The organism is Pseudomonas peli, assembly GCF_900099645.1.
GTDB classification, from domain to species: Bacteria; Pseudomonadota; Gammaproteobacteria; order Pseudomonadales; family Pseudomonadaceae; genus Aquipseudomonas; species Aquipseudomonas peli.
The window spans coordinates 1030518-1055617 of sequence record NZ_FMTL01000002.1; the positions used below are offsets into that span (position 1 = coordinate 1030518).

Consider the following 25100-nt stretch of genomic DNA (forward strand, 5'->3'; position numbering starts at 1 on the left):
AAAAATGACAGGGAGTCATTTTTAACGTCGCTAGCGACGGCCCGGAGGGGGCGAGCCATGGATGGCAAGCATAAAAAAGCCCGCCGGAGCGGGCTTTTCACAGCAACTTAAATCAGTCGTCGCTGCCCATGATGCCGAAAATCTGCAGCAGGCTGACGAACAGGTTGTAGATCGATACATACAGGCTGATGGTCGCCATGATGTAGTTGCGCTCGCCGCCATGGATGATCGCGCTGGTCTGGAACAGGATGCAGGCCGAGGAGAACAGCACGAAACCTGCGCTGATCGCCAGCTGCAGGCCGCTAATCTCGAAGAAGAAGCCAGCAACCATCGCGCCCAGCAGGACAAAGAAACCCGCAGTGATGAAGCCACTGAGGAAGCTCATGTCCTTGCGGGTGGTCAGTACGTAAGCAGACAAGCCGCAGAACACCAGGGCCGTCATGGCGAAGGCCGAGCTGACAACTTCAGCACCATTGGCCATACCCATGTAGCGATTGAGGATTGGGCCGAGGGTGTAGCCCATAAAGCCGGTCAGGGCGAGGGTCGAAACCAGGCCCCAAGCCGAATTACGCAGTTTGGCGGTGAGGAAGAACAGGCCATAGAAGCCGATCAGCACCACAAAGATATTCGGGTAAGGCACATTGGCGCGCTGCGCGATGTAAGCCACCAAGCCGCTGAAGGCCAGGGTGATGGCTAGCAGGCCATACGTGTTGCGCAGGACGCGGCTGACTTCTTGCTGCTCAACCTGCGTATGGTCAAGTGCATAATTGTGTTCGTTCATGGCGACACTCCTGAAATGGCTGATGGTTCCGTGACCAAGGTCAGGCCCGATCATAGCAGAGGCGAATAAAGAGCCAACACGCAGAGTTTGACAGCGTGTTGCGTTCGGGTAAGATTGCCGCCCGCAAACGCCGGAAGCGTGGCAGAGCGGTTGAATGCAACGGTCTTGAAAACCGTCGAAGGGGAAACTCTTCCGTGAGTTCTTATACTAGGATGCATTCAGTTGCATCTTATGACTGGTTCTCAAGTAGCAACGTAGTAAAAATGGGAAATTGGCAGAGTGGTTTAATGCTCCGGTCTTGAAAACCGGCGGACGCTAACGCGTCCCGGGGGTTCGAATCCCCCGTTTCCCGCCATACACCTGAAAAAACAAGGGCTTAGATGAAAATCTAGGCCCTTTTTTTTGGCTTTTTCGTATCAGGGGTGCGATCAAGAGCTTAAGGGCTTGGAGTCTAACAACACGCAACAGAAAAGTTGCATTCTGTTGCATTAAGTTGCATGTTGTTGTACAAGACTCACCCCTTGTTGCATCTTGTCATGACGGGAAGAAGAATTTTGAGCCGCTTGAAAGCACACCCCGGCCACCTTGACATCAAAGAAACCACACGTAACGGCAAGGCGACCTTTCGCCTGCTAGCCGATGACGAAATGATGTGCGAGTTTTTTGATGAGTGGGCGTACCAGCTGGCCATCAGCAAAAAATTCAGAACGGTCAAGGCCTATTGCTACGCGGTCAGCCGTTTTCTCAATTACATCTACGAAGTGATTGCGCAGCAGGGGTTCCTGACACCGATCCTACTCAGAGATGCCTTGGACTCCTACGAGAGCTACTTGGCATATGGCGCTGACAGTGAGGCTCCACTGGCTGCGTCGACGGCAAAAGCTCTTGGGACAGGTGGTATTGGCGCTAGCTCCATAGACCTGCATTTCGTCGCGATTAATAACTTCATTGATGCTAGCGAAAGGTTGCGGATCGGTCTCCAGCAGTTAGAGCAAGCTGGATATCTGTCTGACTCTAGTTTTTCAGTCTTACCGCTTTCGATGGAAAGATATCAAAAGGCCCCACTAAAAATAAAACAGGCTATAAAGTCAAAAAGCTGGCTTGCTGGCTGTATTGCGGGCGGGCTCAAGTCTATAAAGGTAAAGGGGCTGGTCGCTAAGGCTAAAAATTCTGTTATTGCATACACCGATTGCAATGGTGGTGACGACCTTGTTTTCCCAATAGACAAATGCAAAGCGCTCATAGATAGCGCGAAATGTTTACGAGATAAAGTCTTGTGGAGCTTTATCGCGGCTTCAGGTTGCAGGATATCTGAAGCCCTGACATTGCTGGTTGATGATATTAACCCCAGTGAAGGCAAGGTTAGAATTGTTGACCCTAACACTAGGAAAGACATTCTCGCAAAGTATATGTCTGCAAGTGCGATTGAAAAGCTTGATCACAAGGGGCGGATTACAGAAGAGACATTCTTGATAGAGCCATTTGCATCTATGTTTTGGATCAATCTAGATTTATATATTCAGGAGGAACGGGAAAAAGAGTCTCTCCGCCTCAGGCCCAAAAGACATCGTTTTTTGTTCCGCAATCTGAAGAACGGTGATGCGATGCCCTCGTCCTATCAAGCGACTTGGGAACGATTCAATAAGGCGACAAAAGAGCTTGGGCTGAATAGCTATGGCTTTCATTCTTTACGGCATATGTATGGCTATTACTTAGTGAATTTCTGCCCGAATCCGTCTAGTCCGAATAAATTCGGGCTAGACCTTAAAATGGTTCAGAAATTCATGGGGCATAAAACTATTGAAGCAACGCAGCGTTATGCCAGAAAAGATGCCAAGCTGCTGGAGTTTACACTCTCCTCAATCAATATGCTCAGATTGAGAGACGATTCATTTAGCGTTGCTAATTCGCAAATAAAATACCTCGAAAACCAGTTGGGTAATATGAAAAAGTCTATTGGTCTGGAGGTTGGCTATGATTAATCTCGATAAAAACGCTGCCGTATGGTTTGTCGATGATAGCCAGGTTGGAGTTGAGTTTAACAGGTCAGTGACTAATGTTAGGAAGTTATTTTTCAGTCTGCCAGAGTCAAATGTTCTTGCGGGTAGAACTTCATCACCCAATAAGCTGCGCAAATTTTTTGAATTGGGGATTGATCTAAAAGGGTTCACAAGAAAGCAAGTCGAACAACTGATCACGTACGGCTTTAAGAAAACGTCTGTCAAATTGTCTGATGTCGATGCTCGCTTTTCACAGTTGAAACCTACACACCTTCAAACCCTCTCTAATTTCTTCAGGTTTGCGTTCATTGATCTTTGGGCCAGGAAAAAATTCCTTGCGCCACTCTCATTGATGGGTGTGCTGCACCAAAATGAATTATATGACGCACTTAGCCTTGACTCCGGGGTAGAGACGCTAATACTGCTTCGCTCGATGAGCCCCCAGTCTGCTTTGCCCAGCAGTATTCCTCTGAAGGACGACAGTAGTGGTCGGTTAGGTTTTTGGCTGCGATTGTTGCTGAGCACAACATTTTATTCTGTTGAAGATATGAATGAGGCGGATATCAAGGTTTTATTCGGGGCTGCCAATGGTGTAGGTGATCTACCACTCAGGCGTCATTATGTTAACGATTTCTTGGTGACTCTCTCTAGAAACACACCTGCGATTGCAGATGTGGTCGAGAAAATTATTTCAGACTACAAAATTGCAAAAAAAGAAGAAAGAGAGCAGGCTTGTACAAAGAAGGCAAGGCATGCGCGGATGCATGAGCCTCAGGAACGCAAAAAAAGAAATAACCAATCATTGCTGATTAATCAATCAATGGCTGTCGCCGTTGAATATTCTTCTGGTGAATCTGCATTATCCTTAAGTGATTTTATCAAAAATCATTTAAAGCCAAGTCGGATTAAATTCATTTTCAATCGTGAAGATGGAGTCGATAACTCGCCAATTTATTCGCGCCTACCAAAAAAGGTGGACGATTTTTCTGACTTATTAAACGAGTTATTCAGGTCGTTTTTGAAGTCAAAGAACTATCAGAAAGATTCTCAGCCGATATTTCTCCTGAATCTCGTTATGAGTTATGCTGCTGTCTATCTTCCTAGCTTTTACTTTCGGCGAGATCAATCGCTGGATGACTATCCGACGTCCATGAATGATTTCCAATGCTCCTTATTTATTACTCGTGAAGCGACGATCTCTGATCGCGTACTAAAGGCAAGTAAAGAAATGCCGATGACATTTCTTAACTATCTTGATCTGTGCGCAAAACAATATGAATGGACACAGGATACACATTATAGCCGCGTCCTAATGCTGGAGCAGTGGTGCCAATATGTAGAAGATCATAATTCGATCATACCTAAATGTGATAAATTCAAAAGCACGTTTTCGCCTGCATGTTATCCAAAAATTCAGAAGCGGTATGGCACAGTTAAGAAGCCAATTCCCAGATCTTATTTCTCAACTTTTATTAGCATGCTGTATTCGCTTGAATACTTGGTAATGCATATAAATGACATGTTGGTGCAGGATGTCGTCAACGACGCAGGAAAAGCTGGATATCTGGGTAATTTCGGGATTCTTAATGGCGCTCTGTACAAGCCTACGTTAGGTGAGCTTCGAGAGAATATTGCCTGGAAAGGGATTTGGGGCAAAGAAGGGCAAAGTTATAGTTTAGTGGATCTAGATGCTCTTAACTACTGCCCTATTTTTTTTCATGAGGGAAAAGTTCAGAGGTTTGAGTTCCTGCCTAGATTTTACTCTTTTTCGAGTTATCAAATTGACGGGAGCTGGCAAGAGCGGATTGTTCCAAATCACATACGGGTCACGCAATTGATGTGTGAAACGGGGCTGCGTCAAGCGCACCTTATTTGGCTTAATAAAGACAAGTATGACTGTGTTCTTGATCGCTACAATCAGAGCCAGCTCGCGCCGCTGTTTGTCAGCAGTGATAAATCCCACGGAGCCTGGACGGCAATTGTGTCTCGTCGTGTTTACGAGGTTCTGGATAGGCAGAGAACTTGGTACGATCAATGTAGCGATCCAAGTTATCAGGAAGATTTGTGGTACGGGTTGAAAGAAGGAGCGCGATTCGGCAGATACAAGCCGTTGTTCCGATTGCCCAAATCAAATCAGACCCTATGGTACAATTTCCATATTTTCCCAACGCTGCTGCTCATTCTGCAATATTTCATTAAGGTTCAACTTGGAGATAAAGACGGTGCAGATCTTGTTTATCTAAAAGAAGGGAAAAACAAGCTGCCTTTTGATGATTACTCTTCAAAGTTTCTCAGTGGTATTGGTAAATCCTCTGTGAGGAGTGATCATACTCCACATGGACTTCGTGCGGGCTTCGTATCTGAAGCGATGAACTGGCTTCCAGCGTCAATCATTGGCTCAATGATGACCGGTCAAACAGAGTCGTTGGTGTGGTACTACACAGTTTCTGATACAGACAGTATGCCTAGCCATCAGCAGTTGCTTGAAAATTATCTAATGAAGAATATGGACAAGCTTAATGACGGTGATGCACCGGAGTTGGCTGAGGCAGTTCTTCGTGTGAACGCCAAGCTCATCAGCGATATTGAGACTGATCCTGAGGCGGCGATTCAGACTCACGGCCTCATGAGCTTGACCGGGGTTAAAGAAGACAAAGATGGACTAGGAGTGCTCCGTGGTAAGCATTTCACTGAGCTTGCGCACAATCCGTGTCACATCTGTCCATTCAACAATAACTGTCCTCAGGAAGTGGTTCGGGCGCTTGGTGGTGAGAGGATCTGCTCACTGTGTGTATATGCGATACGTGGTATTGTCCATCTTCCTGCAATTTGTGCTGAGAAGGATAAGTGCAAGGAAATGATGGCTGGTATTCTGAAGAAACTGAATGAATATCGCATTCGAAAGCCGTCTGCTCAGGATAAACAGGTTATGGATAACCTTGAAAGTGAGCATGATCGCTATACTCGTGAGGTCTATGCTTACGAAGCCATCGAGCAGCAGCTTTACATGATGTCAAGGAATGGGCAGGGAGAAGGCTTTTTCTTGCAGGAGAAGGAGCAGTTACTCTCGCATTTTGAACGCGTGGAATTAACGTCTGCTGAGCATTTGATAAAACGCTTGGTTGATGTGCAAAATTTTCCTGACACCTCCAGTCCAGAGTTGGACTCTCAGTTTGCCTATATGCGCGCGGTGATGCTCATGAAGGAGGGGAATATGCTGGAAGGTTTCAAGCCAACCCCCAAAACTCCAGGTATGGCGCTCGCTACTCAGATTGCCAGCATGATTTCTACCGGCTCACTTGACGCTATGGATGTTTTCCGGATCGCTAGTGATCCCGTTAAGGCGTTAGTCATCGAAGAACCCGAAGTTAAACCCAGTCTAATTTTTAATTCCCCTGGGGATGTGTAATTGAAACGGTCTCAAACTTTTGATGAGTATAGACGTAAGCATGAAGCCGAAAGACTTAAGCTCATAACTGACGCTATAAAAATTCTGTCAAATGCAAAATTTTCTAACGTAACTAGCTTTGCTAAGGATGTGGCAAAATTGGTTACGGAGTTTGAGTCAAATCGGAAAACTTCCTCGCAGGATGGTGTGGTGGTCGTGCCTCAAAAGCCCATGAGCCACGTGACTCTTTTGCGAAATAAAACTTATAGAGATCTGCTTGAAAGATTTTTGAAGATTAAGCAGGAAAATCCGGACACTACAAATTTAAGCATTTCGGATAGTGAGGCTCTTAATTTTGAGATCGCAAGCCTGCGCAAGAAAAACCAGTGGCTTGAGCAGAAGATACTCGCCATCGACTCTGGGGTTTCTTTTGAAGGTTCTGGAGGAAGTGAGGCACTACAAGCCACAATTGAGCGTCTTCAAAGCGATCTAGCGCTGGTAATCAGCATCTATGAAGGTATGTGCGGTCAGATACCGGGAGCGTTCAAGCTGGTTCCTGAAGGGAAAACGACTCAAAATTTTGCCACTCCAGGGTTCCATGGGCCTAGGGGGCTGATTGCGCCTATGGAAGATATGCATGAGCTTGATCGCATCTTTGAGGACGTAGCTAAGTGGCGTAAAAGGGCGAAAAGGTTGCCAGACCAATGAGTGAAACGACCTCTTGGCCAACCTCCCTGAGCCTTTAACGCGTCCCAATGACTCGCAAAGACTGGCGGGTCGTCTTAAGTAAATGCTTCAGAGGTCATGGCGACGTCGATGGTTGTCAGTCTCCTGTGGCATTTCGGCTGGCCGTTCCACAAAGCATCACAACCGGCGCCTTCTGTTGGATCTGACTACCAAGCAGGCTCGCTTGGAATGGAGTCCAGGCTCGGAAGCAAGCTGTGAGGGCGACACTGGGTACGCGACTCTGAGCGCTGATCCGCTTTAGCAGCGACCGCCTATCTTCCCTGATTGACCTATCGCAAGGCTTGGCGAATACTGTTTGCATATACAGTATTTGTTGAGTAATCCGATGCCTTCTCTGTCCATACTGGCTCGCGGTGAACGGCTGCGCGAGCGCCTACTTGCCGACGCTGCTGATCTGCGCATCACCGGCTTTCAATCGCCTGCTGAAGATGAGAAAGAAGAGGGCCTTTCCTTAGACCGGCTTACTGGTCTGGGGGCGCCGCATATATGGGGCGTTCGTGTGCTCGATGACACACTGCTGGGCTTCGGGATATTCCCTGGTGACCGGTTGATCGTGAACAGAGCAGCAAGCCACTTGGACAACAAACTTGTGGTAGTCGACCTCGGCGACGGCTACCGGGTGAGGCTGGTTCAGCGGGACTTGTTTGGTGGCCGCTGGCTTAAAGCTGCCGACCCAATCGTCCCGGATGTCCAGCTGGACGGTGAAGAGATCGTCGAGATCTGGGGAGTCGTATCCTGGGTGGTCAGCTGTGTGTCGTCATGAGCGCCCCGCGTCGAGTCTTCGCGCTCATCGACTGCAACAGCTTTTACTGTAGTTGCGAACGAATCTGCCAGCCGGAGCTCAAGCGTCGACCTGTCGTGGTTTTATCGAACAACGACGGGTGTGTGATTGCCCGCAGCAGCGAGGCAAAAGCGTTGGGTATTGGCATGGGCGCCGCGTACTACAAAGTGCGCGATGAGATGCGTCGGCAAGGTGTGGTGGCGCGCTCCAGCAACTACCCGCTGTACGCCGACATCAGTAACCGAGTCATGCGCGTTATGGCAGAGATGCTGCCAGGCATCGAGGTGTACTCAATCGACGAAGCCTGGGGCGACATGACCGGCGTTGCTGATCCTGAAGCACTGGGAAGGAGCATTCGCGAGCGCCTAGCCCGTGAAATCGGTATGCCGGTTGGCGTTGGCATCAGCACGACTAAAACCCTAGCCAAGCTCGCAAACTGGGCGGCAAAAAAATGGAAAGGCACTGGTGGTGTTCTCGACCTGACCGACCCCATTCGCCAGGAGAAGCTTCTTCGCTTGGCGCCAGTGTCAGAAGTGTGGGGTGTAGGACATCGCTCGGCGGCCAAGCTCACGACTCTCAATATCGCGACAGCCTGGGATCTGGCGCAGTTCGATATCGGCACCCTACGCAAAACCTTCGGGGTGACCATGGAGCGCACAGCGAGGGAGCTACGTGGTGTGAGCTGCATCGGCTTTAATGAGGGGCCTCCGCCCAAGGAGGCTATCGGCACCAGCAAGATGTTTGGTGTACGCCAAACAGAGCTACCGCCAATTCGCGAAGCACTGGCTGCTTATGTGAGCCGTGCTGCGGAGAAGTTGCGTGCCCAGAACTCGCTTTGCGGCACCATTCAGGTCGGCCTTCAGACACAGTTGGCTCAGGTTGATGGGCCGCGTTATGCCAATGCGGTGACCATGGCTCTGCCGGCACCTACCGACGACACGCGAGAAATTCTGGCGCTTGCCCAGCGAGGCCTGAGCCAAATCTACCGTCCTGGATATCCGTTCTCAAAGTGCTCCATCCTGCTGATGGATTTGAGTCAGCGCGGCGAGATGACGCCGGATCTGTTTGCGCCCAAACCCCGCCCTGGCTCAGAGCAGCTGATGAAGGTTGTTGACCAGATCAATCAGAGAGAAGGGCGAGGCGCCGTACGCATTGGCCGGGTGCCGGCGAAGCCATCTTGGGCAATGCGCCGGGAGATGTTGAGTCAGAGGTACACGACTCGGTGGGATGAGGTGATTGGGGTGAGGGGGTAGGTTTCTGCTTCCGGCCAAGAGCGGTCACTGGCAATAGACTGGCGCTGGCGGATTCAAGTAGTGTTTCCAGCGAATAGCCGCCGAACATGATCGAGCAGATTGTGCTTGTCGCCCATGTCGCCCTTCCACCCTTAGGCTGTCGCATTTTCCGTGAAATTCCTCAAGCCAGAGTAGAGCTTAAAAAACGACAAGGAACGTTATCCGACACCCGTCGGATGTTATGCGACAGCGATGCCGCCTAATAGTAGTTATGCAAAAAAACAGATCATGAGTAAAACTTACATATGATTGAAAATCCCAAACCATCCGACTGGAAAGATCTGCAATCAGGAGTATGCAGGATACTTAATGAGGTTGGGATAGCTGCTGAAACAGAGAAAACTATCGAGACACCCAGAGGGAAAGTTGAGATAGATGTGTACGGAATAGATGAACACAGCGTAGAAAAAATAAAGTACATCATCGAATGTAAGAACTGGGGCAGCACAATACCGCAAGCAGTCGTGCATTCATTTACAACCGTGCTTCATGAGACAGGTGGCCACATTGGCATATTGATATCCAAGGAGGGCTTTCAGGAAGGAGCACTAAGCTATATACAGCACACAAACATTGTGGCTTTGACATATGCCGAATTTCAAGAGCGTTACTTCAAACAATGGTATAGCAAGTATTTTTGTGTCAAGGTTCTCTCCGCTGTAGATTGCCTACTACAATATGTGGAGCCAATTAATAGCCGCAGATCAAGATTCTTGAATCAGCTTGATGCGACCAAGAAATCAGAATATGAAGTGCTATGCAATAAATATCAAAATTTTACAATGGTTATGGCCATGCTGAGCATGGATAAATTTGCAAGCAGCCACGAACCAACAGCTCTTTTTGATATTGAAGATTTTAAATCAAGGCTAGTTAATGGCTTCGGCGATGAGTTTAAATACAAAGCAGTCTACTATCGGGATCTGACGACTGAAATCTCTAGTCATGCTGCGGTAATTACCGAGAAATTTCATACTGTATTTGGGCGTAATATTTTCGCATAACAAGTGGTTCAAATCGCTCGCTGTGCGCGCTGGGACGGTCTAAAGCCCGCCCCTTAACCAAAAGTTATATGTCCTCATAGATCAGGAGATGTGTTTGAGCAAAGAGAAATATCAAATCAAAGAGAAAGCCACATATTTGTGCCTTACCATCATTCAGCATGACCTGGAATGTCTGGACGATGATCTAAGAGCTCCTACGAATGATCTCAAGGCACACATTGGAAAGCTTAGGAGCACTCGTAACGTCTTCGTCATACTGAACAATCTCAATGACTTCCTAAAGCAAGGAGGCGTTAGAGGGGATGCAGAGTTCCAGAGTCACACACGTGAACTTAGAAAAAAGCTAGGATTTATCAATCATGTTAGAAATAAATCAGTTGGCCATATAGATTTCGTATTGTCGGAGCGCGCTGTTCAATGGATGCCCCAATTATTCATGGAGAGCTCAAGAGAAAATTCTGAATATAGAATTTTTGAAAGTTACAGAGCTCTATTAGAGGCCTCTATAAACTCTTTCTTAACAGAGGACGGGCACCAAAAAGTATTTGGTCACGAGATCGACCTAGTTTACCCGCCGGATAGAAAAGAGTTTTATGAATTTCTGGAAGGCGTAGTTACTGAGTCAATAGCTTGGTTGCGTCATGCAGCTCAAGTGGTCGAGTCTTGTATAGTTTTTCATACTCAAGAGTCGGTAGAAGAGCTCGGAGCAATCGCAGGAAAAACTAATTTTGACTTAAAAAGTGACTCAGAAGTTGAGTACAGCCCTGAAGAAAAAGAGCCTGTCATCAGGAATGCAATTGAGAAACTTAGAGAGATAGGAACGGATGAGCAAGTAATTCGCCATCTGGAGTCAAAAATATAACAACTGGTTCAAACCGCTCGCTCCGCTCACCGGGACGGGCTAAAGCCCGCTCCTTAACCAAACGTTAGTCAATGGCTTCTTCTGGCCGACTCCCGCCTGATGCGACAGGCTCAAAGCGGCACTCAACAGTGTTTACAAATTCAGGGCGACTCTGCGCGATTGCACAATCAGCAGAACAGTCCATTGACTCATCAACAGCGTCTGCGCCGAGGACGTGAGCGCACCTCAGCGTACCAACTCCTTCCTCAATTGGTATAGCGGTAGACGATAGACTCGAAGGTACCGTCCGCTTGGCCTCGCCCCAAGCACTGGTTGAAACTATCCAGGAACCAGCCCATCTTCAGTGACTTAGCGATGCCCATGTGCTTGCTGTCGGTCTTGAACGGCACGGGCAGAGTGGTGAATACACTGCCACGCAGCTCCTCGCTACGCTCGACCAGCCCCTCGATATTCACACTAGAGCCAATCAGGATGGCATCCACGCGCTCGCGCTGGAGCATGGCTAAGCCGCTCTGGATGCTGTTGAAGCCAACAATGGTTAGGGTGCCATTGGCCACCGCCTCGTCGTATGCGGTGCCATAACTAGTGCCCGTGGTCACGCCGATTAACCGCCCCTTGAGATCCTCAATCCGCTCATAGGTGAACTTACGATCCATCTTGACCAGCAGCATGATTCGCTCGGTGAAAATGGGATCGGAAAAGTCGAACAGTTCCAACCGCTCCTGACTGGCTGACAGGCCGATCACTGCACCCTCGGCGCGCTCAGCCTGGCGGTAGGCGCGTGCCCAAGGTGCCAACCTGATCTGGTAAGGAATTTTCATCTCGTCCAAGCAGTGGCGGCTGATGTCCACCACTATCCCCTTGGCCTCACCGTCTTCCTCGTAATACTTGGGGTGCCCATCGTTGGGGCCGTAGATCATGAGCGGCTCGGCCTTAGCCATTGGCAATAGAAGAGAGCTCAGCAGGCAAAGGAGCAAGCGAACGAGCATGGTGGCATCGCTGAATGGCGGTAATGCGCTTTAGACTAGCATCCGACAGGCCGAACTAGCACTCAGCAGGTGAATACCCCAGAGTTTCTCAGGCACTACTGAACGTCTGCTTTTTGCTCATCGTCAGAGGCTGAAGCTGCCAGGGGCCCTGAAAACTAACTGACCCGTCAGCTTGTCATGGGCCCGTAACACTCTGGCCGTACCTTTCACGCCGTCTGAACCGGAGCATGTGAAAGTGAGCAGTCAAAAGTTGTTGCGTAAGACCCTTGATCACGTGGCCTCAAATAATGAGATGGCGGCCATAGCAGTGATGAATGCAGCAGAGCGAACTGGGGATGAACTCTTGCGCCAGAAGCTACATTGCGTCATTCAGCAGATGAATTTGGATGCCCAGGCGCTTCGTTCTGTTCGTGACTCTTCGTTTGAAGGACTGAAGCGGGCGTAAGCTCGTGCCGTTGATCTGGCCCAATACCAGTTTCTGTAAGGACGTATAGATTGTCACAAGGCTGTAATGAGTTGAGCGTAAGACAGGTTTGTCACGGCTACTCCGGGGCACTGGCTACACCAATATTCTCCTATGCCGATAGCACCCCATGCGTCGGCTTTTTTTTTGCTTCGTAATGCCCACTTGGCATGCGGTTTAGCTGCTTTTGGATCTTGATTGAGTGGAGGAATAAGCCGTGAAAGTGGAAGTTCTGAGGCATGAAGATCAAGGCAATCAGTCCTGGCTAGTCTGCACTAGCAGTATTTGCGTTCCTTGCGGGAGCGAGCAAGAAGCCATTCAATATGCGGATACGCTGAGTGCTCGATTAAATGCGCCTCACGAATGGCCAGTGTTTGGCTGTAATTCAGAGCCTAAGCTGGTGCATGAGGCTGACGAACGCCCAGAGTTGGAACATGCGTGATACCTTCATTCGCAGTAAAGGACGGCCTCGAAAGAGGCCGATTTCATTTCGCGGTTTAAGATGAGAGTTACATCATCGCTGCATTTGTAGTCGCTGAAGCCTTCCTGGCGGGAAATTCAACGCTAAAGGGTTGATGCAGTTTGCGAAATTGTTGACTCCGCAATGTGAAATTGCGGAGTCAGTTTATAGTGGGCGCGGGGATCTAAAGGCTGATCCCACCTGACCTGGGCGTGGCGAAGTGTTCAGGCTCTTCACCGAGAGGAAAGGCTACGACGTATAGGATGTTGGCGGGCATAGGTGGAGTGGCTGGATCTGCTCCCCATTTCAGCTTCACCTTTTGCTCTGCATAGAGAAGAGACACGCCAAGCCTTTTGAGTGCATCGATGACCGCCTGCATCTCGTCATAAACGCCAATTTTATCCCGCTCACTATACAGATCGGCGCAATCACGGTACTCCCTAAAGCTGTCCACCAAGTCAGAAAATGCTTCTTCAGCCTCTCGGGCTAACTCGAACGCTGGCTCTGAAATGTCCATTGTGCAGGTTGTTGCCAACTTGGCTAGTTGCCTCCCAGTGGTCAGTGGTTTAGCCGCCAGGGTGACGTTCTCCTTGTCGAATTTCTCCTGGGCGGCCTTGAGTTCTTCTTCGGAGGGTATCTCGTAGGCCTTGTTGAAAACGTCGATGTCTTCGAAGTCGAACGCTCGCGCGAGGGCGCGCCGGGTGTTGATGTCACCCGAAAGGCCTTTTTCTACTCGCTGAATCGTTCGCTCACTCAGACCTGAGATTTCGGCTAATTGTTCTTGAGACCAACGCTTCGCTTCGCGAAACAGTCTGATGCACTTAGCAAGTTCAGTAGGTGTCAGAGTACGAGGTTGCTGGCAGGTATCCGAGGTATTCATTTTGCTGCTCCATCACGTTGAACGATGTAGCAAGTGTGGAGGAGAGGGCAGGCTCGCCAACACGACAGGAGCACGACAGTGACCTGACAACGTCAAGAACCGAATGCCGAAGAGGAGATCATTATGCCGTTGAGAGCGACGCGTCTGGCTGGATGCGCGCTTTTGATTTTGACGCCGCTCTGAGTGCCTGATCGCGTGCGTGCTGTCGCTTAGCTTGTCGCCTTGCATAGAGTGCCTGGCTAGCTGTTACTGATCCCACTACTTGGCCGTTCAAGTCAAATCGGGGTGCATTCGCCGTCATGCATGCCCAATATCGATTTCCCTGGCACCAAGCTGCAATTCCCAGCTTGAGCTGTTCGATTGATATGCCGAGCAGCTGCAACTGCTGCTCAGCATCCTGGAGAATGCCTTCCTTGAGTGGAACCTTGGGAGCTGGATTTAACGGAAAGGCCAATGGGAAGTGCCTCTGCAATCGCCAGATCGCCTCGACCGCAGGATCACTCCCGGCAGACTTCTTCTGCGAGGAGGGCTTACGCTTGCGTTGCCCGGTGTTATCAGTACTTGCTCGCTGATTTTCAGCTCGTAGGCGGTCACGTAGCTCAGCTAGTTGCTCAAAACCCATCGTTCAATTCGCAGCCTAATGGTTGATTGATGGCTCAAGGTTATCCCAAGCCTTCGTGCTGAGCAGCACTATCAGTAGAGGAATACAAGCAGGCGCCCCGAGCACGGCGTTGAGATGCGCTTGTGCGCATTGGCTAACGGCTGTTGCCCAGTGCCTGCCATTGCCCACCTGGCGCTAATCATGAAGCTATTCTAGCTTTTAGGTACTGGCTTGGATGGCCGTTCAAAGAAAGGACTCTGTATGCACCTTTATGCCAAATGCTTGCTTATAGCCCTGGCCTCAGCCTTGGGTGCTAGCTATGCCGTGTTGTGGTTTGTTAAGCCCTCGCCGATTGAAAGCACAACAATCCCGCCATTACTGCTAAAGGAGCAGCAAGACGAGTTGATAGTCTGGGGTGGCTGGAAGACAGTAGAGGGGTATCAGGCTCACAGCACAAGCGCGGTAGAGCTTCGCTGTCATCGAGAGCGGGGGACTTGCACTGAGGCATTAGCCACGATCCTCCACCACGATTCGGGTCAGGATCTTGAGGCTCAAGTGTTCCACTATCAAATCACGCGCTGGGATGAGGCCAGGCTAGAGGCGTTTGCCAGCAAAGCCATAGAGCACTGCTTGGACAAGCATCTTGTTATTCACGTGAAAGACAGATCGGCAGACTTACGTTGGTTGCCCTCTGCGGGGTGTGAAGCCGATCAGGGGCGAGCTGTGTTGATTGGAGACCCGCTCTGAGCATGCAACTCAAGCCAGTGATGCTGGTGAGAGTGATTTGAGCGTGTTTAAAGTTGAGATGCTGATGCGTAATGGCATTGACAGCCTGAAGGATGCATAAAGCGCTTTAGCTGACTACATCCTCAGATGTCCGGATAAATGAATCTGTGCTAGCGCTGCGAAAGGCTGAAACAAAACGCAGCATGGCGCTTGCCGTGGAGATAGCTCCCCCGTTTAGCGGGCCAGATTCGCTAGACGCTTACGTTCACGCTTGTTCTCGTACATGGCTTTGTCAGCGTGATCAAGCAAAGCATCAAGATCGAGGCCATCCTTCACAGCTATAGCTGTGCCAATACTGACACCCAGTTTCAACCACGTGGATTCAAAAAGAAAAGGCGTGGAGATGACCGCCTGAAGACGCTCAACAGTCTCAGCTAAATACGAAATACTATTAGTTGGCTGCAAGATGACCCCGAATTCATCCCCACCCAGACGGGCAATAGTGTCTGACTTTCTGAGGGTCTGGCTTGCGCGACGAGCAACTTCACAAATGGCTGCGTCACCCGCACGGTGACCATAACAATCGTTTATAGCTTTGAGGCCATCCATATCAATCATCAGCAGACCGAACTCCAGGCCGACTCTCGAAACGCGCGAAAGATCATTTCTGATTCTATCGAAGAAGAGTGCCCTGTTAGCTAAGCCTGTCATTTCATCATGAGTAGCGCGGTGGTACAGATCATCGGACGCATATTTAGCCGCCAAGAATAAATCGGCGCCGAGCACCTCAGCGAGCAAGCCCAATACGGCCTCATCAGCCGCATCGAAAGCGGAAACAGCCTTGGACATAACCTTCAAGACGCCGACAGTGCATTTCTCATGCTTTAAGGGAACCAGAAGCATGGAACGAACCTGCAAATGTCTACAGGCAGCACGGTCGACGCGCTCATCGGTTTCGGTATCGGAGCACCGCTGGAGTTCGCCACTCAAGACACAGCGACCCGATAGACTGCTGGCAAGCCGCAAGCGCAAACCAAGCTTACCGGATGCAATCCCAGCGACCGCCCGATACACCATGTCCTCATCTTCAGCTAACTCGACAACGGCCCCATCTGCATTGAGCAAGTCTAGAGACCGCTCTACGACGACCGACATGATTTGAGCGAGATCAAGCCCTTGCTTGGCAATCTCAATCTGAATGCGAATGATAGATAAAAGCTGGTCGCGGGTTGGTAGCGATAAATCGTGTTCTAGCGGCAGACAGCACCATACCAGGCAAGCAGTCAGAATTTTAAGTGTAGCGCTAATGATGGCTTAATGCCGTCATTGGGCAGATGGAAAGTAGAGGCTTGACGAGCGGCAGGCTAGTACTGATGGGATGAGCGGTGTACGAGATTCGTGTTGCATTGGGGGCCGGATAAACTGCCAAAAATTTCAACGTAAACTAGAAGACCGAGTTGCCGAAGAGAAAAACTGCTAGTTGCTCTGTTCGCTTCGTTATCCTTGCTATATACATGCATATGAACATGATTAGCTTAAGTGTGCTGTAAGCCTTAAAAATATAGCAAGTGTGGATCATTTATTAAAAGGGAGTTAGTTGTGCCGAACCTTCGCAAGGATAACCACTATGTGCCGAAGGTGTACCTGAAGCAATGGGCAAAATCGGGGAAAATATCTACTTATAGATTATTGGTTCCAAGCGATAATGTGCCGCATTGGAAGGCGCATTCGCTCAAGGGAATAGCCTACCATCAGCATCTTTATACATATCTTGCAGGGCGAGAGGAAACAGATGAATTCGAGAGATGGCTTGATACAGAGTTTGAGAACCCAGCGGAAGAAGCTATACGCCGGATAGTTAAAGAGGAGCAAATGTCATCTGATCACTGGGAGAGATTAGTGAGATTTGCCGTGGCTCTAGATGTACGGACACCCGCAAGTCTTAGGCGGTTTTTGCGAGAACAGCACGAGAATTTGGCAACTACAATGACTGAAACGCTGATGAAGTCGGTTCAGAAGCTTGAAGAAGCTGTCAGAAGAAGTGAGCAAATACCAATCTCGCAAGAAAAAAATGATGACCGTTCAATGTTCAAGGTGATCATAGAGAAAAGTGCGGAAGGCGCTGGCCATATAAGAACCGAAACCATTGTCGGGCGGCGCTTATGGATTTGGCAGATGAAACACATACTGAAGAATACGATACAGGAGATACCGCTTAAGAAATGGACGATTTTGCAAGCTCCTCATGGTATGGCATGGCCAACCTCTGATAATCCATTAATACGACTTAAATATTATGATGAGGATAACTATGACTTTGAGGGCGGATGGGCGTTAAAAAATGGTGAGGTACTACTTCCTCTTAGCCCGAAACACCTTCTTTATAGAAACCATGGGGGAGTAGTAAGGGTTAGGGGGACTACAGTTGACATGAGAACAGCGGAAATTATAAGTCGCATAATCATCGAACATGCGGATCGCTACGTGTTTTCACGCGAAGAAATCGATATTCATAAGATAAGGTCTAGGGTTGTATGCCCAGTTACCTGGAGGAAAGAGCAAGAAGCGTGGAAGCTGTGGCATGAAGATCAAACTCGGGCCGAGAGAGATTTTCAGGTGGGGTAGGGGTTGGTATATAACAACTGAGCGCATGATTTAATTGGCGCTGTTAAACAATCAGAATACGAGAGTGAGGTCGAAGCTGGTCGGTGGATACCCTTCAGGCAATGGCTGTCATAGTGAGGGTTTCCAGGGCGAGTGTAGGTCTTCCTCAGGAGTTATGAGGTATTTCCTCATAATACTGTCCATTTGCCCATTAAGCTTCATTGCGTGAATTTCATTGCTAAGTATTCTAGCAATTTTTTCAGCGTCAGGATGCTTTCGCGAGATTGAAATATAAACCCGCACCGGATCAGAGATCGGTAAGGTGTGAAATACGCTAGAGAAAGACATCTTGTGAATGTTGTAATTTAATACCTCAATGTCATCAATTGTGGCATCTGCTCTGTTGGAAACAATTAGCTTCAGTATTCTGTGAAGTGAATCGTTGCCCTTTATATAGACGGCTTTTCCTTGGTTTTTGACGATGTCGTCATAGATTGGGAGGAGTGAGTAGTCGTAGTCCTGAATAAGTTTGAATCGGATTTTATTTAAGTCACTTACGCTCAGCACGTGAGGATGCTGCACTCTATTGTGGATGGCATATCCGGCAGTGGCGTAGAAATATGCGTGCTCAGGTAGAATGATATTCTCGGTGTTACCAGTAGGGTCGGTCAATAGCCCGTCAATGGTGCCATTCTCCACAGATCTAATAGCACGACTCCACGGAAGTTCGAGTGCTTTCAGTTCGTAACCGTGACGAGAAAGGGCAAACGATGCTGCTTCAACAACATAGCCAGGATTCTCAGAAGAGTCGAAACAGACCTTAGGGCACCATGGATCGCTCGCTAATACGACCTGATTTTGGCTAGATGCTTGCGCCGAAAAAACGCATCCTAAGCATAAATAAAAGAGCATATTTATGCTGGACGTGAAAATTTTGTTCACGTGTGCCCCCTATGGGCAGAAGCAGAGTAAGGAACGCTCTAAGTGTAGCGCACGGAGTGAATTGTCAATCTTTAGACAAGAAATCTTCTGAAGCGATAGCTAGCCGCTATAAACACACATATCCCTATCGCTGAAATTGCTAAGAAGCGATCCATGACTAATGAGATATCCGTGTCTCGCAATAGAATCGAAATGGATAGCTCAATGAAGTGAGTAGTCGGTGAAAACTGCAACGCGACCTGAAGCCAGGCCGGCATATTTTCAATCGGCGTTGTCCCGCCAGATAGCAAGAGCATAGGTATGACAACAGGTATCGCCAATAAACCGAACTGTGGCGTCGATCTGGAAAAGGTAGCAAGCAAGATTCCAATCGTTGTGCAGGCGAAGAGATAGATGACCGCAGCAAGCAAGAAATAGCCAATAGAGCCTGGCAAAGGTATACCTAAGAAGCCTTTCACGATAATTTCAATAGACAGCCATGTAAAGACAATAATTACAGCTGTGTTGCTCCAAACTTTTGAGAGAATAATCTCTCGGGGTTTCAACGGAAGAACAAGTAGGTGGTCAATTGTGCCATGCTCGCGCTCACGTAATAGGGCTGTTCCAGTTAATAGTATCCCCATGATTGTAATGTTGTAAGCTATTTGGGTAATTGCGAGAAACCAGCTGGCCTGAAGATTTTCATTGAATAGTGTACGAGTCACTATGTTAACTGGCTGAGCCATACTGCTGTGCTGTTGCCGGTCAATTGACTCTAAGATTATCTCTTGAATATAAGCGGCACCAATGAACGCCTGGCTCATAGCGGTGGCGTCAACATTAATGAGCAACTCAGGTTTTTTTCCGGCTATAAGGTCTGACTCAAAATTTCGTGGGATATGAATTACAAAAGTGTAAGCCCCAGAATCTTGAAGTCGAATGGAGTCTGACATTTTAATGTTGACAGGGTTTTGAAAGATGGGCTCGTGAATACTGTCAGCGATGAAGCGAGAGGTTAGAGTTTTATCTTCATCAATGATTGCAATGCTGGCATGCTGTACACCAATTACTGAGCCGGCAGCAGGCATATAGATATCAAGGCTAAATGTATACAATAAAAAGCAAACAAGAATATAGTCTCTGCGAAGGCATGTGAATTCTTTGATGCCAAGATAGAAAATGTGCAGCGCTTCTTTCATTTTATATCTCGTGTTTTTTTAGTAAGAGAACAGATGCGGACGTAAAGACTATAAAAAAGATGATTAGGGCAAGGTATTTATCCCACAGATCACTGACCATTAACGCCTTCGTAAAGACGCCGACTGAAATATCGAGGTAATATCCAGCAGGAATTACATAAGCAAAAAACTCAGCACTGTCTGTCAAGGATGATCTCGGGGAGATAAGGCCGGAGAATTGAATTGCTGGCATGGCCGTCAATACGATTGTGCCAAGAATTGCTGCAATCTGTGTGCGAGTAAAAGATGAAATTAATAGCCCTAGACTTGTGCAGGTTAGTATGTAGAGAAGGGTTCCCAAGGTCAGGGCGACAATATCTCCTTTAAGCGGTACGCCGAAGATCATAATGATGATCGTCATCAGTGCAATGGCATTCAGAGCGCTCAAGAAAATGTAGGGTATCTGTTTGCCAATGAGGAACTCGCAAGCCGTTAATGGGGTCGAATAGAAGTTGTGGATGGTTCCGAATTCTTTTTCCCGAACAATACCTAATGCAGTCAGCATGGCCGGGATCATTGCCAAAATGAGTGCTATGACCCCAGGGGCTATGGCGTTAACACTGCGCACATCTTGATTGTAAATAAAGCGCGTAATGATGTTAATTGAGTCAGAGGGTAGGGTAGGGGATGAACTTTCTCGAACAAAGCGACTGAGTACATGAAAATGCACTGCCAAGGCATAACCTTTAATTACCTCAGCGCTGAATGGATCTCCCCCGTCTATCCATACAGCAAGTTCAGGGATTTCACCTTTGTGCAGTTTTTTTGAAAATCCAGCAGGAATTTCAATTGCAAGATTAATCTCTGAAGACTGTAGTCTTTGATTCAACAATTTTGCAGAGCTGATAGACTGCTTCTCATCGAAGTATGTTGAGTTTCTAAATGCTTCTATAATGGCTCTGCTTTCAATGGAGTTGTCCTGATCGAAAACAGCAAAAGGTACATTGTCAACGTCAAGAGAAATCCCATAGCCAAAGACAATCAGCATGAATATCGCGCCAAATAGCGAAAATGACAGTCTGATAGGATCACGCTGAAGCTCCTTTCGCTCTCTACCGGATACTGCCAGAATGCGCTTCAGGCTGAATTTTGATTTACTACCAGTGGTTTGGGTGATATCACTGAGTATGACAGGTTTATCCGGATTACCATTCTCAGATCTTGCCTCTTCGAGACAGTGAACAAATGCTTCTTCTAGTGTTTCACATCCCATTTTTTGGGTAATGCGATCTGGGCTGTCGCAAGCTAAAACCTTACCGGCGTGCATCAATGAAATGCGATCACATCGTTCTGCTTCATTCATGAAGTGGGTCGATAGAAAGATGGTGACACCCTGATCCCTCGATAGTTCAAGAATAAGACGCCAAAAATCATCGCGTGCCGCTGGGTCTACACCAGAAGTAGGCTCATCAAGTATCAATACGTCTGGGCTATGGATAACTGAAACTGCTAATGACAGACGCTGGCGCAGTCCGAGTGGAAGATCATTGGCAGGTGTATGCGAATACACTTCCAAGCCGAATCTTGATACTAATGAGCGAATACGATCAGCGCTATCACTTAATGATAAGTTGAATATTTTAGAGTGAAGTTCGAGATTCTGAATCACCGTGAGTTCTCCATATAATGAAAAACTCTGCGACATGAAACCGATCTTCTTACGAGAATCCAGGTTGTTAGCTTCAATTGGGCGGCCAAAAAGCGTCGCTGTACCTGAACTGGCGGGTAACAAGCCAGTAAGAATTTTCATAGTGGTGGTTTTGCCACAACCATTCGATCCTAAAAAGCCGAAGATCTCACCTCGTTTGATAGAAAAGCTCACATTGTCAACGGCTGTGAATTCGCCGAATCTCAGTGATAAGTCGATAGCTTCGATTACAATCTCGCCATTGGTATTGCTCAATAGCTTGACTTCCAAAGGCGGAGGTACTTGTCTGTTTCGACTCTGGAGCTTTGTAAAGGCGTCATCAAGCTTTCCACTGGGTGTTATAGACTGGATATCCTTGGTAAGCCCAGAGGAAAGTTTCTTCCCGTCATCGAGTAGCACGCAGTAATCAAACTGACTCGCCTCCTCCATATAAGCAGTGGCGACAACAAGCGTTAAAGAAGGACGTGCGAGACGTACGTTATCAATGAGCTTCCAAAAATGGCGTCGTGATAATGGATCAACACCTGTAGTAGGCTCATCAAGAATCAGTAGATCTGGATCGTGTATCAGCGCACAGCATAAGCCAAGCTTCTGCTTCATGCCGCCTGATAGTTGCCCTGCTGCACGATCATAAAAACGACTAAGATCAGTTGCTGCGAGAAGTGATGAGATTCTTTGTTCATAGTCATTCTTACTTAGACCATACAGGAGTGCAAAATATTCAATATTCTCCTTTACGGTTAATTCAGGATAGAGATTATGCCCTAGGCCTTGGGGCATAAAGGCAATTCGTTCATAGAGGGATTCTCGATGGGAGCCATCTGCTATGGAGCCACCAAGAACCTGTAATTCACCATCCTGAATTTTCTTTACGCCGGAAATAAGTCCAAGAAGGCTTGATTTCCCGGCCCCGTCGGGGCCAATGATCCCGCAACTGGTGCCTGTCGGTAGAGAAAAGCTAAAGTCCTCTAACGCAGCCTGATTGCCGTAGCAATGGAAAACCTTGCCTGCTATAAATGCTGAGTTATTCATACGCTACAATCTTTCAGGCCAAGCTTGATCAGATGTACGAAGATATACTGTTGCAGGTATGCCAGCTTTAAGAGATCTTGAAATATCCTTTTCGTCTAGCACTACTTTCACACGAAAAAGTAGCTTCTTACGTTCATCAAAAGATTCGACTTCTTTCGGGGTGAATTCAGCATGAGACTCAACCAGTACTACTTTTGCCTTGTGTTTTAAAGTGGGTGATAGCTCAGAAACAATCAATGCTTCATCGCCAATACGAATGGCCCCTACGTGCTGGGTAGGTAAATAAATGTTGGCAAAAAGATAGTTAGGGTTAATCAGGATAAATAATGTGCTGCCAGAGCCAACTACCTCACCTTTTTCACTGATACTAGATTGAACAACTCCGTCTATGGGTGAGATAAGGTCGTTGTCATTGATTTCCGCTGTTAATTTCTTCACCGCTGCCTCAGCCGCAGAGAGAGAGGCTTCTGCGGACGCCTTGGCTGCTTGAGAAGACGCTAGGGTCGCCTGAGCAATCTTCTTTCTAGCTAAGGATTGGTCAATTAATTGTTGGCTGGCAAACCCGTGCGCATTGAGCTTATATGCGCGAAGATATTCACTCTCAGCGAGCTTTAAATCACTTTCAAAACCCGTCAAACTGGCAGCGTAACTTCTGACGGTCTGTTTCAAGCTATCAGCTTCGTGTAGTGATTGCTCCCTGGCATGAATCAACGGTGAACTATCGATGCGTCCTAATAGCTGGCCTTGAGTTACATACTCACCTTCATCTACATGAAGCTCGGAGATCCGTCCTGGATTCTTCGCCGAGACGTATGTCTCCTTAGCTTCAAGTCGCCCTTCAGCTGAGATTATTCCTTCTGGAAGTGTGCTTCCAAAAAATCTTGGCCATAAAATTATAATCTGCACAAAAGTAATAATGATGAAGGCTGTAGCCAATATCTTTTTGCTGGGAATTAAATTCATATCGATTAATAATTTAGTAGCGTATGGTTTTGAGTCTGCGCCAAACAGGTTTGCCTGCGATCCATGTCTCAAGCGCCTCAGTGCCTTCGGCAAAAGGATCTCCGCTGCAAATTGTAAAATTAGCCTCGCTGTTAATATACAGTCCGTGTGGTGCTAGTCCAATCGACTGTGCTGCCTTATAAGACATTGCTTTAATGGCCTGAGACTTAGTTAGAGCTTCTTCAGGCATCAATTCACTGCCATTATGTTTTTTGCGATCAACGGCTCTTCTTAAGTTATGTAGCGGGTCGTCGTTACCGCAAGGGGCATCAGAGCTAATGACAACTTTTCCTGAGTGGTTCAGGATGCTTTTGGTGGGGAAGACACGCATAACACTCGAAACGCCCTGTTCTTCAATCGCAGATGCGTAATAAGGGATAAATCCAGGTTGAATGCCAATGTAAGCTTTAGAGCTGGCAATTTGGTGAACCTCATGGTCGTAGAGAGCCATCACATGCTCAATTGAGGCATGTGGTGGGTTAACCGTTCTAAGTAGTTCACAGGCCTGGGTGGCTGCTTCATTTCCTAGAGCATGGATCTTTAGTGAGAAGCCCATATCGACATATGCTCGGCATTTCTCTACTAGCGACTCAATGTTATTGAATCTCAGGTACGGGAGGTGTGCGTGAAACCCTGAGATCTTGACCTTCGGTTCAAGAAGGCGCCTGAGAGGTGCTGCGCTGAGATTAATTGCGCTGCTATACCCTGCTTTAAGCGCGCTTCTAAGTACGATGCCAAGGGGAAGGCATGCGGCACAACGGTTAGCACCATCCAAGAATATTTTTACAGATTTTTGGCCCCACTTCGGCGGAATAAACCTCTCCAGCTCCGAGGCCTCAGCGAGCTCAAAGAGTCCTTTCTCGCTTGTAGCTGACCAGTTCAATCTCAGAGCTGTGACTGTTTGAAGTTTAGCTAAACTCTCCTGGGCTTTAACTCCAAGGCCAGGGTCATGTAGTGCGACAATACCCTGTGAAAGCGTCCTCTCAGCTTCGTTTTCAAGTAACGATTCATATTCTTCATCAGTAATTCTTTTGAGAACGTCTTCGACTACACAGTTCAAGACACGCCCAAAGGCAGCCTCCCAAATAAGGCCTGTCATGATGCCTTCTTTGCGATCTACGTCCTCACCGAAATCAGTATTGCCAAAAACTATGCCACTGCGTACTAACGCAGCGCTTGACGCCATTCCTCGATGGAGCGTGACATCAATCAATAAGACCTTTCTTCCATTGCTTACAGCGTCAAGTTTATAGAGGCTGATCGGGCGCGAGTCTTTCCATTTACTATGGTCAACGAATGTGAAAATTGTCCATTCATCAGGTGCTGAAACGGATGTTAGATATGCGATCTCTTCAAGTGCCTCAGCCGCAGATTGCCATTGTGCGCCTGAGCGCATTTTAGGAAGCAGAGACATGAAGTGGAAATGGCGGTGCGCATCAACGAGACCAGGGAGCAGATGGGCTCCACCCAAGTTGAGCATAGGAATCGGATAGTATGGAGGAGGGGAACCTGCACCAATTTGTTCGATCTTGCCTGCGGCTACGCTCACCCATCCCAGTGTTGGTGAGTCTTGTTCTGGCAGCCAAAGCATGAGGTTGTGCAGAATGAAGTGATACATGTGACGCTCCCGCTAATAGTTATTTTAAATCTATTACGGAAGCCACATGGGCTCAATTGCCAT

Annotated in this window: 19 protein-coding genes and 1 tRNA gene; 10 read left to right on the forward strand and 10 right to left on the reverse strand. The window is 47.9% G+C overall.

All coding sequences use genetic code 11. From position 1 onward, the window contains the following. Positions 1–112: 112 nt before the first annotated feature. Positions 113–781 (reverse strand): Bax inhibitor-1/YccA family protein, encoded by a 669-nt coding sequence (locus tag BLO50_RS13635; RefSeq protein ID WP_090253709.1) that lies wholly within the window; start codon positions 779–781, stop codon positions 113–115. Positions 782–1046: 265 nt separating this feature from the next. Between BLO50_RS13635 and BLO50_RS13640 the strand changes: the two genes are divergently transcribed. The 8 genes from BLO50_RS13640 to BLO50_RS13675 all read left to right on the forward strand — a co-directional run bounded on the left by BLO50_RS13640 (position 1047) and on the right by BLO50_RS13675 (position 10855). Next, positions 1047–1136 (forward strand) — tRNA-Ser (locus tag BLO50_RS13640). Between the two features lie 166 nt (positions 1137–1302). Further along, positions 1303–2763, forward strand: coding sequence for a tyrosine-type recombinase/integrase (locus BLO50_RS13645; protein ID WP_244152885.1), 1461 nt, complete (start codon positions 1303–1305; stop codon positions 2761–2763). Beyond that, complete coding sequence (locus BLO50_RS13650; protein WP_090253711.1) at positions 2756–6190, forward strand: hypothetical protein; 3435 nt, start codon at positions 2756–2758, stop codon at positions 6188–6190. Before BLO50_RS13645 ends, BLO50_RS13650 begins: the two co-directional genes overlap by 8 nt. Then, positions 6191–6877, forward strand: a complete 687-nt coding sequence (locus BLO50_RS13655; protein ID WP_126474947.1) for a hypothetical protein — start codon at positions 6191–6193, stop codon at positions 6875–6877. Positions 6878–7241: 364 nt separating this feature from the next. Next, positions 7242–7679 (forward strand): LexA family protein, encoded by a 438-nt coding sequence (locus BLO50_RS13660; RefSeq protein WP_090253715.1) that lies wholly within the window; start codon positions 7242–7244, stop codon positions 7677–7679. Beyond that, the gene (umuC, locus tag BLO50_RS13665; RefSeq protein WP_090253716.1) at positions 7676–8950 is read left to right on the forward strand and encodes a translesion error-prone DNA polymerase V subunit UmuC; all 1275 of its coding nucleotides are present in this window, start codon (positions 7676–7678) and stop codon (positions 8948–8950) included. Before BLO50_RS13660 ends, umuC begins: the two co-directional genes overlap by 4 nt. Before the next feature lie 284 nt (positions 8951–9234). Then, a complete protein-coding gene (locus BLO50_RS13670; RefSeq protein WP_090253718.1) occupies positions 9235–9993 on the forward strand; it encodes a restriction endonuclease in 759 nt (252 codons plus the stop codon). Between the two features lie 94 nt (positions 9994–10087). Further along, positions 10088–10855, forward strand: a complete 768-nt coding sequence (locus BLO50_RS13675) for a hypothetical protein (RefSeq protein ID WP_143003822.1) — start codon at positions 10088–10090, stop codon at positions 10853–10855. Between the two features lie 245 nt (positions 10856–11100). Here the strand turns inward: BLO50_RS13675 and BLO50_RS13680 are convergent, their stop codons facing one another. Next, entirely contained in the window at positions 11101–11775 is a 675-nt protein-coding gene (locus tag BLO50_RS13680; RefSeq protein ID WP_167354460.1) for a substrate-binding periplasmic protein, read from the reverse strand. A gap of 304 nt (positions 11776–12079) precedes the next feature. On the opposite strand from BLO50_RS13680, the gene BLO50_RS13685 reads away from it, so the two are divergent. Continuing rightward, complete coding sequence (locus tag BLO50_RS13685; RefSeq protein WP_090253724.1) at positions 12080–12289, forward strand: hypothetical protein; 210 nt, start codon at positions 12080–12082, stop codon at positions 12287–12289. Between the two features lie 662 nt (positions 12290–12951). Here the strand turns inward: BLO50_RS13685 and BLO50_RS13690 are convergent. The 3 genes from BLO50_RS13690 to BLO50_RS13705 form a co-directional block, all read right to left on the reverse strand. Then, a complete protein-coding gene (locus BLO50_RS13690) occupies positions 12952–13647 on the reverse strand; it encodes a helix-turn-helix transcriptional regulator (RefSeq protein ID WP_090253725.1) in 696 nt (231 codons plus the stop codon). Positions 13648–13768: 121 nt separating this feature from the next. Beyond that, positions 13769–14269, reverse strand: a complete 501-nt coding sequence (locus BLO50_RS13695; protein ID WP_090253727.1) for a ProQ/FINO family protein — start codon at positions 14267–14269, stop codon at positions 13769–13771. A gap of 939 nt (positions 14270–15208) precedes the next feature. Further along, complete coding sequence (locus BLO50_RS13705) at positions 15209–16285, reverse strand: GGDEF domain-containing protein (RefSeq protein ID WP_338110984.1); 1077 nt, start codon at positions 16283–16285, stop codon at positions 15209–15211. A 288-nt stretch (positions 16286–16573) separates the two neighbouring features. Between BLO50_RS13705 and BLO50_RS13710 the strand changes: the two genes are divergently transcribed. Beyond that, complete coding sequence (locus BLO50_RS13710; RefSeq protein ID WP_167354461.1) at positions 16574–17599, forward strand: DUF4238 domain-containing protein; 1026 nt, start codon at positions 16574–16576, stop codon at positions 17597–17599. A gap of 108 nt (positions 17600–17707) precedes the next feature. On the opposite strand, the gene BLO50_RS13715 is transcribed toward BLO50_RS13710, so the two are convergent. The 5 genes from BLO50_RS13715 to BLO50_RS13735 all read right to left on the reverse strand — a co-directional run bounded on the left by BLO50_RS13715 (position 17708) and on the right by BLO50_RS13735 (position 25037). Continuing rightward, on the reverse strand, positions 17708–18520 hold the full coding sequence (locus BLO50_RS13715) for a substrate-binding periplasmic protein (RefSeq protein WP_143003823.1): 813 nt from the start codon (positions 18518–18520) through the stop codon (positions 17708–17710). A gap of 71 nt (positions 18521–18591) precedes the next feature. Then, positions 18592–19698, reverse strand: coding sequence for an ABC transporter permease (locus BLO50_RS13720; RefSeq protein WP_090253738.1), 1107 nt, complete (start codon positions 19696–19698; stop codon positions 18592–18594). A gap of 1 nt (position 19699) precedes the next feature. Further along, positions 19700–22417 (reverse strand): ribosome-associated ATPase/putative transporter RbbA, encoded by a 2718-nt coding sequence (gene rbbA, locus BLO50_RS13725; protein WP_090253740.1) that lies wholly within the window; start codon positions 22415–22417, stop codon positions 19700–19702. A gap of 3 nt (positions 22418–22420) precedes the next feature. Continuing rightward, the gene (locus tag BLO50_RS13730) at positions 22421–23473 is read right to left on the reverse strand and encodes an HlyD family secretion protein (RefSeq protein WP_143003824.1); all 1053 of its coding nucleotides are present in this window, start codon (positions 23471–23473) and stop codon (positions 22421–22423) included. After that, positions 23394–25037: an amidohydrolase family protein gene (locus BLO50_RS13735; RefSeq protein ID WP_090253744.1), complete on the reverse strand. Its 1644-nt coding sequence runs from the start codon at positions 25035–25037 to the stop codon at positions 23394–23396. Before BLO50_RS13735 ends, BLO50_RS13730 begins: the two co-directional genes overlap by 80 nt. Positions 25038–25100 lie beyond the last annotated feature (63 nt).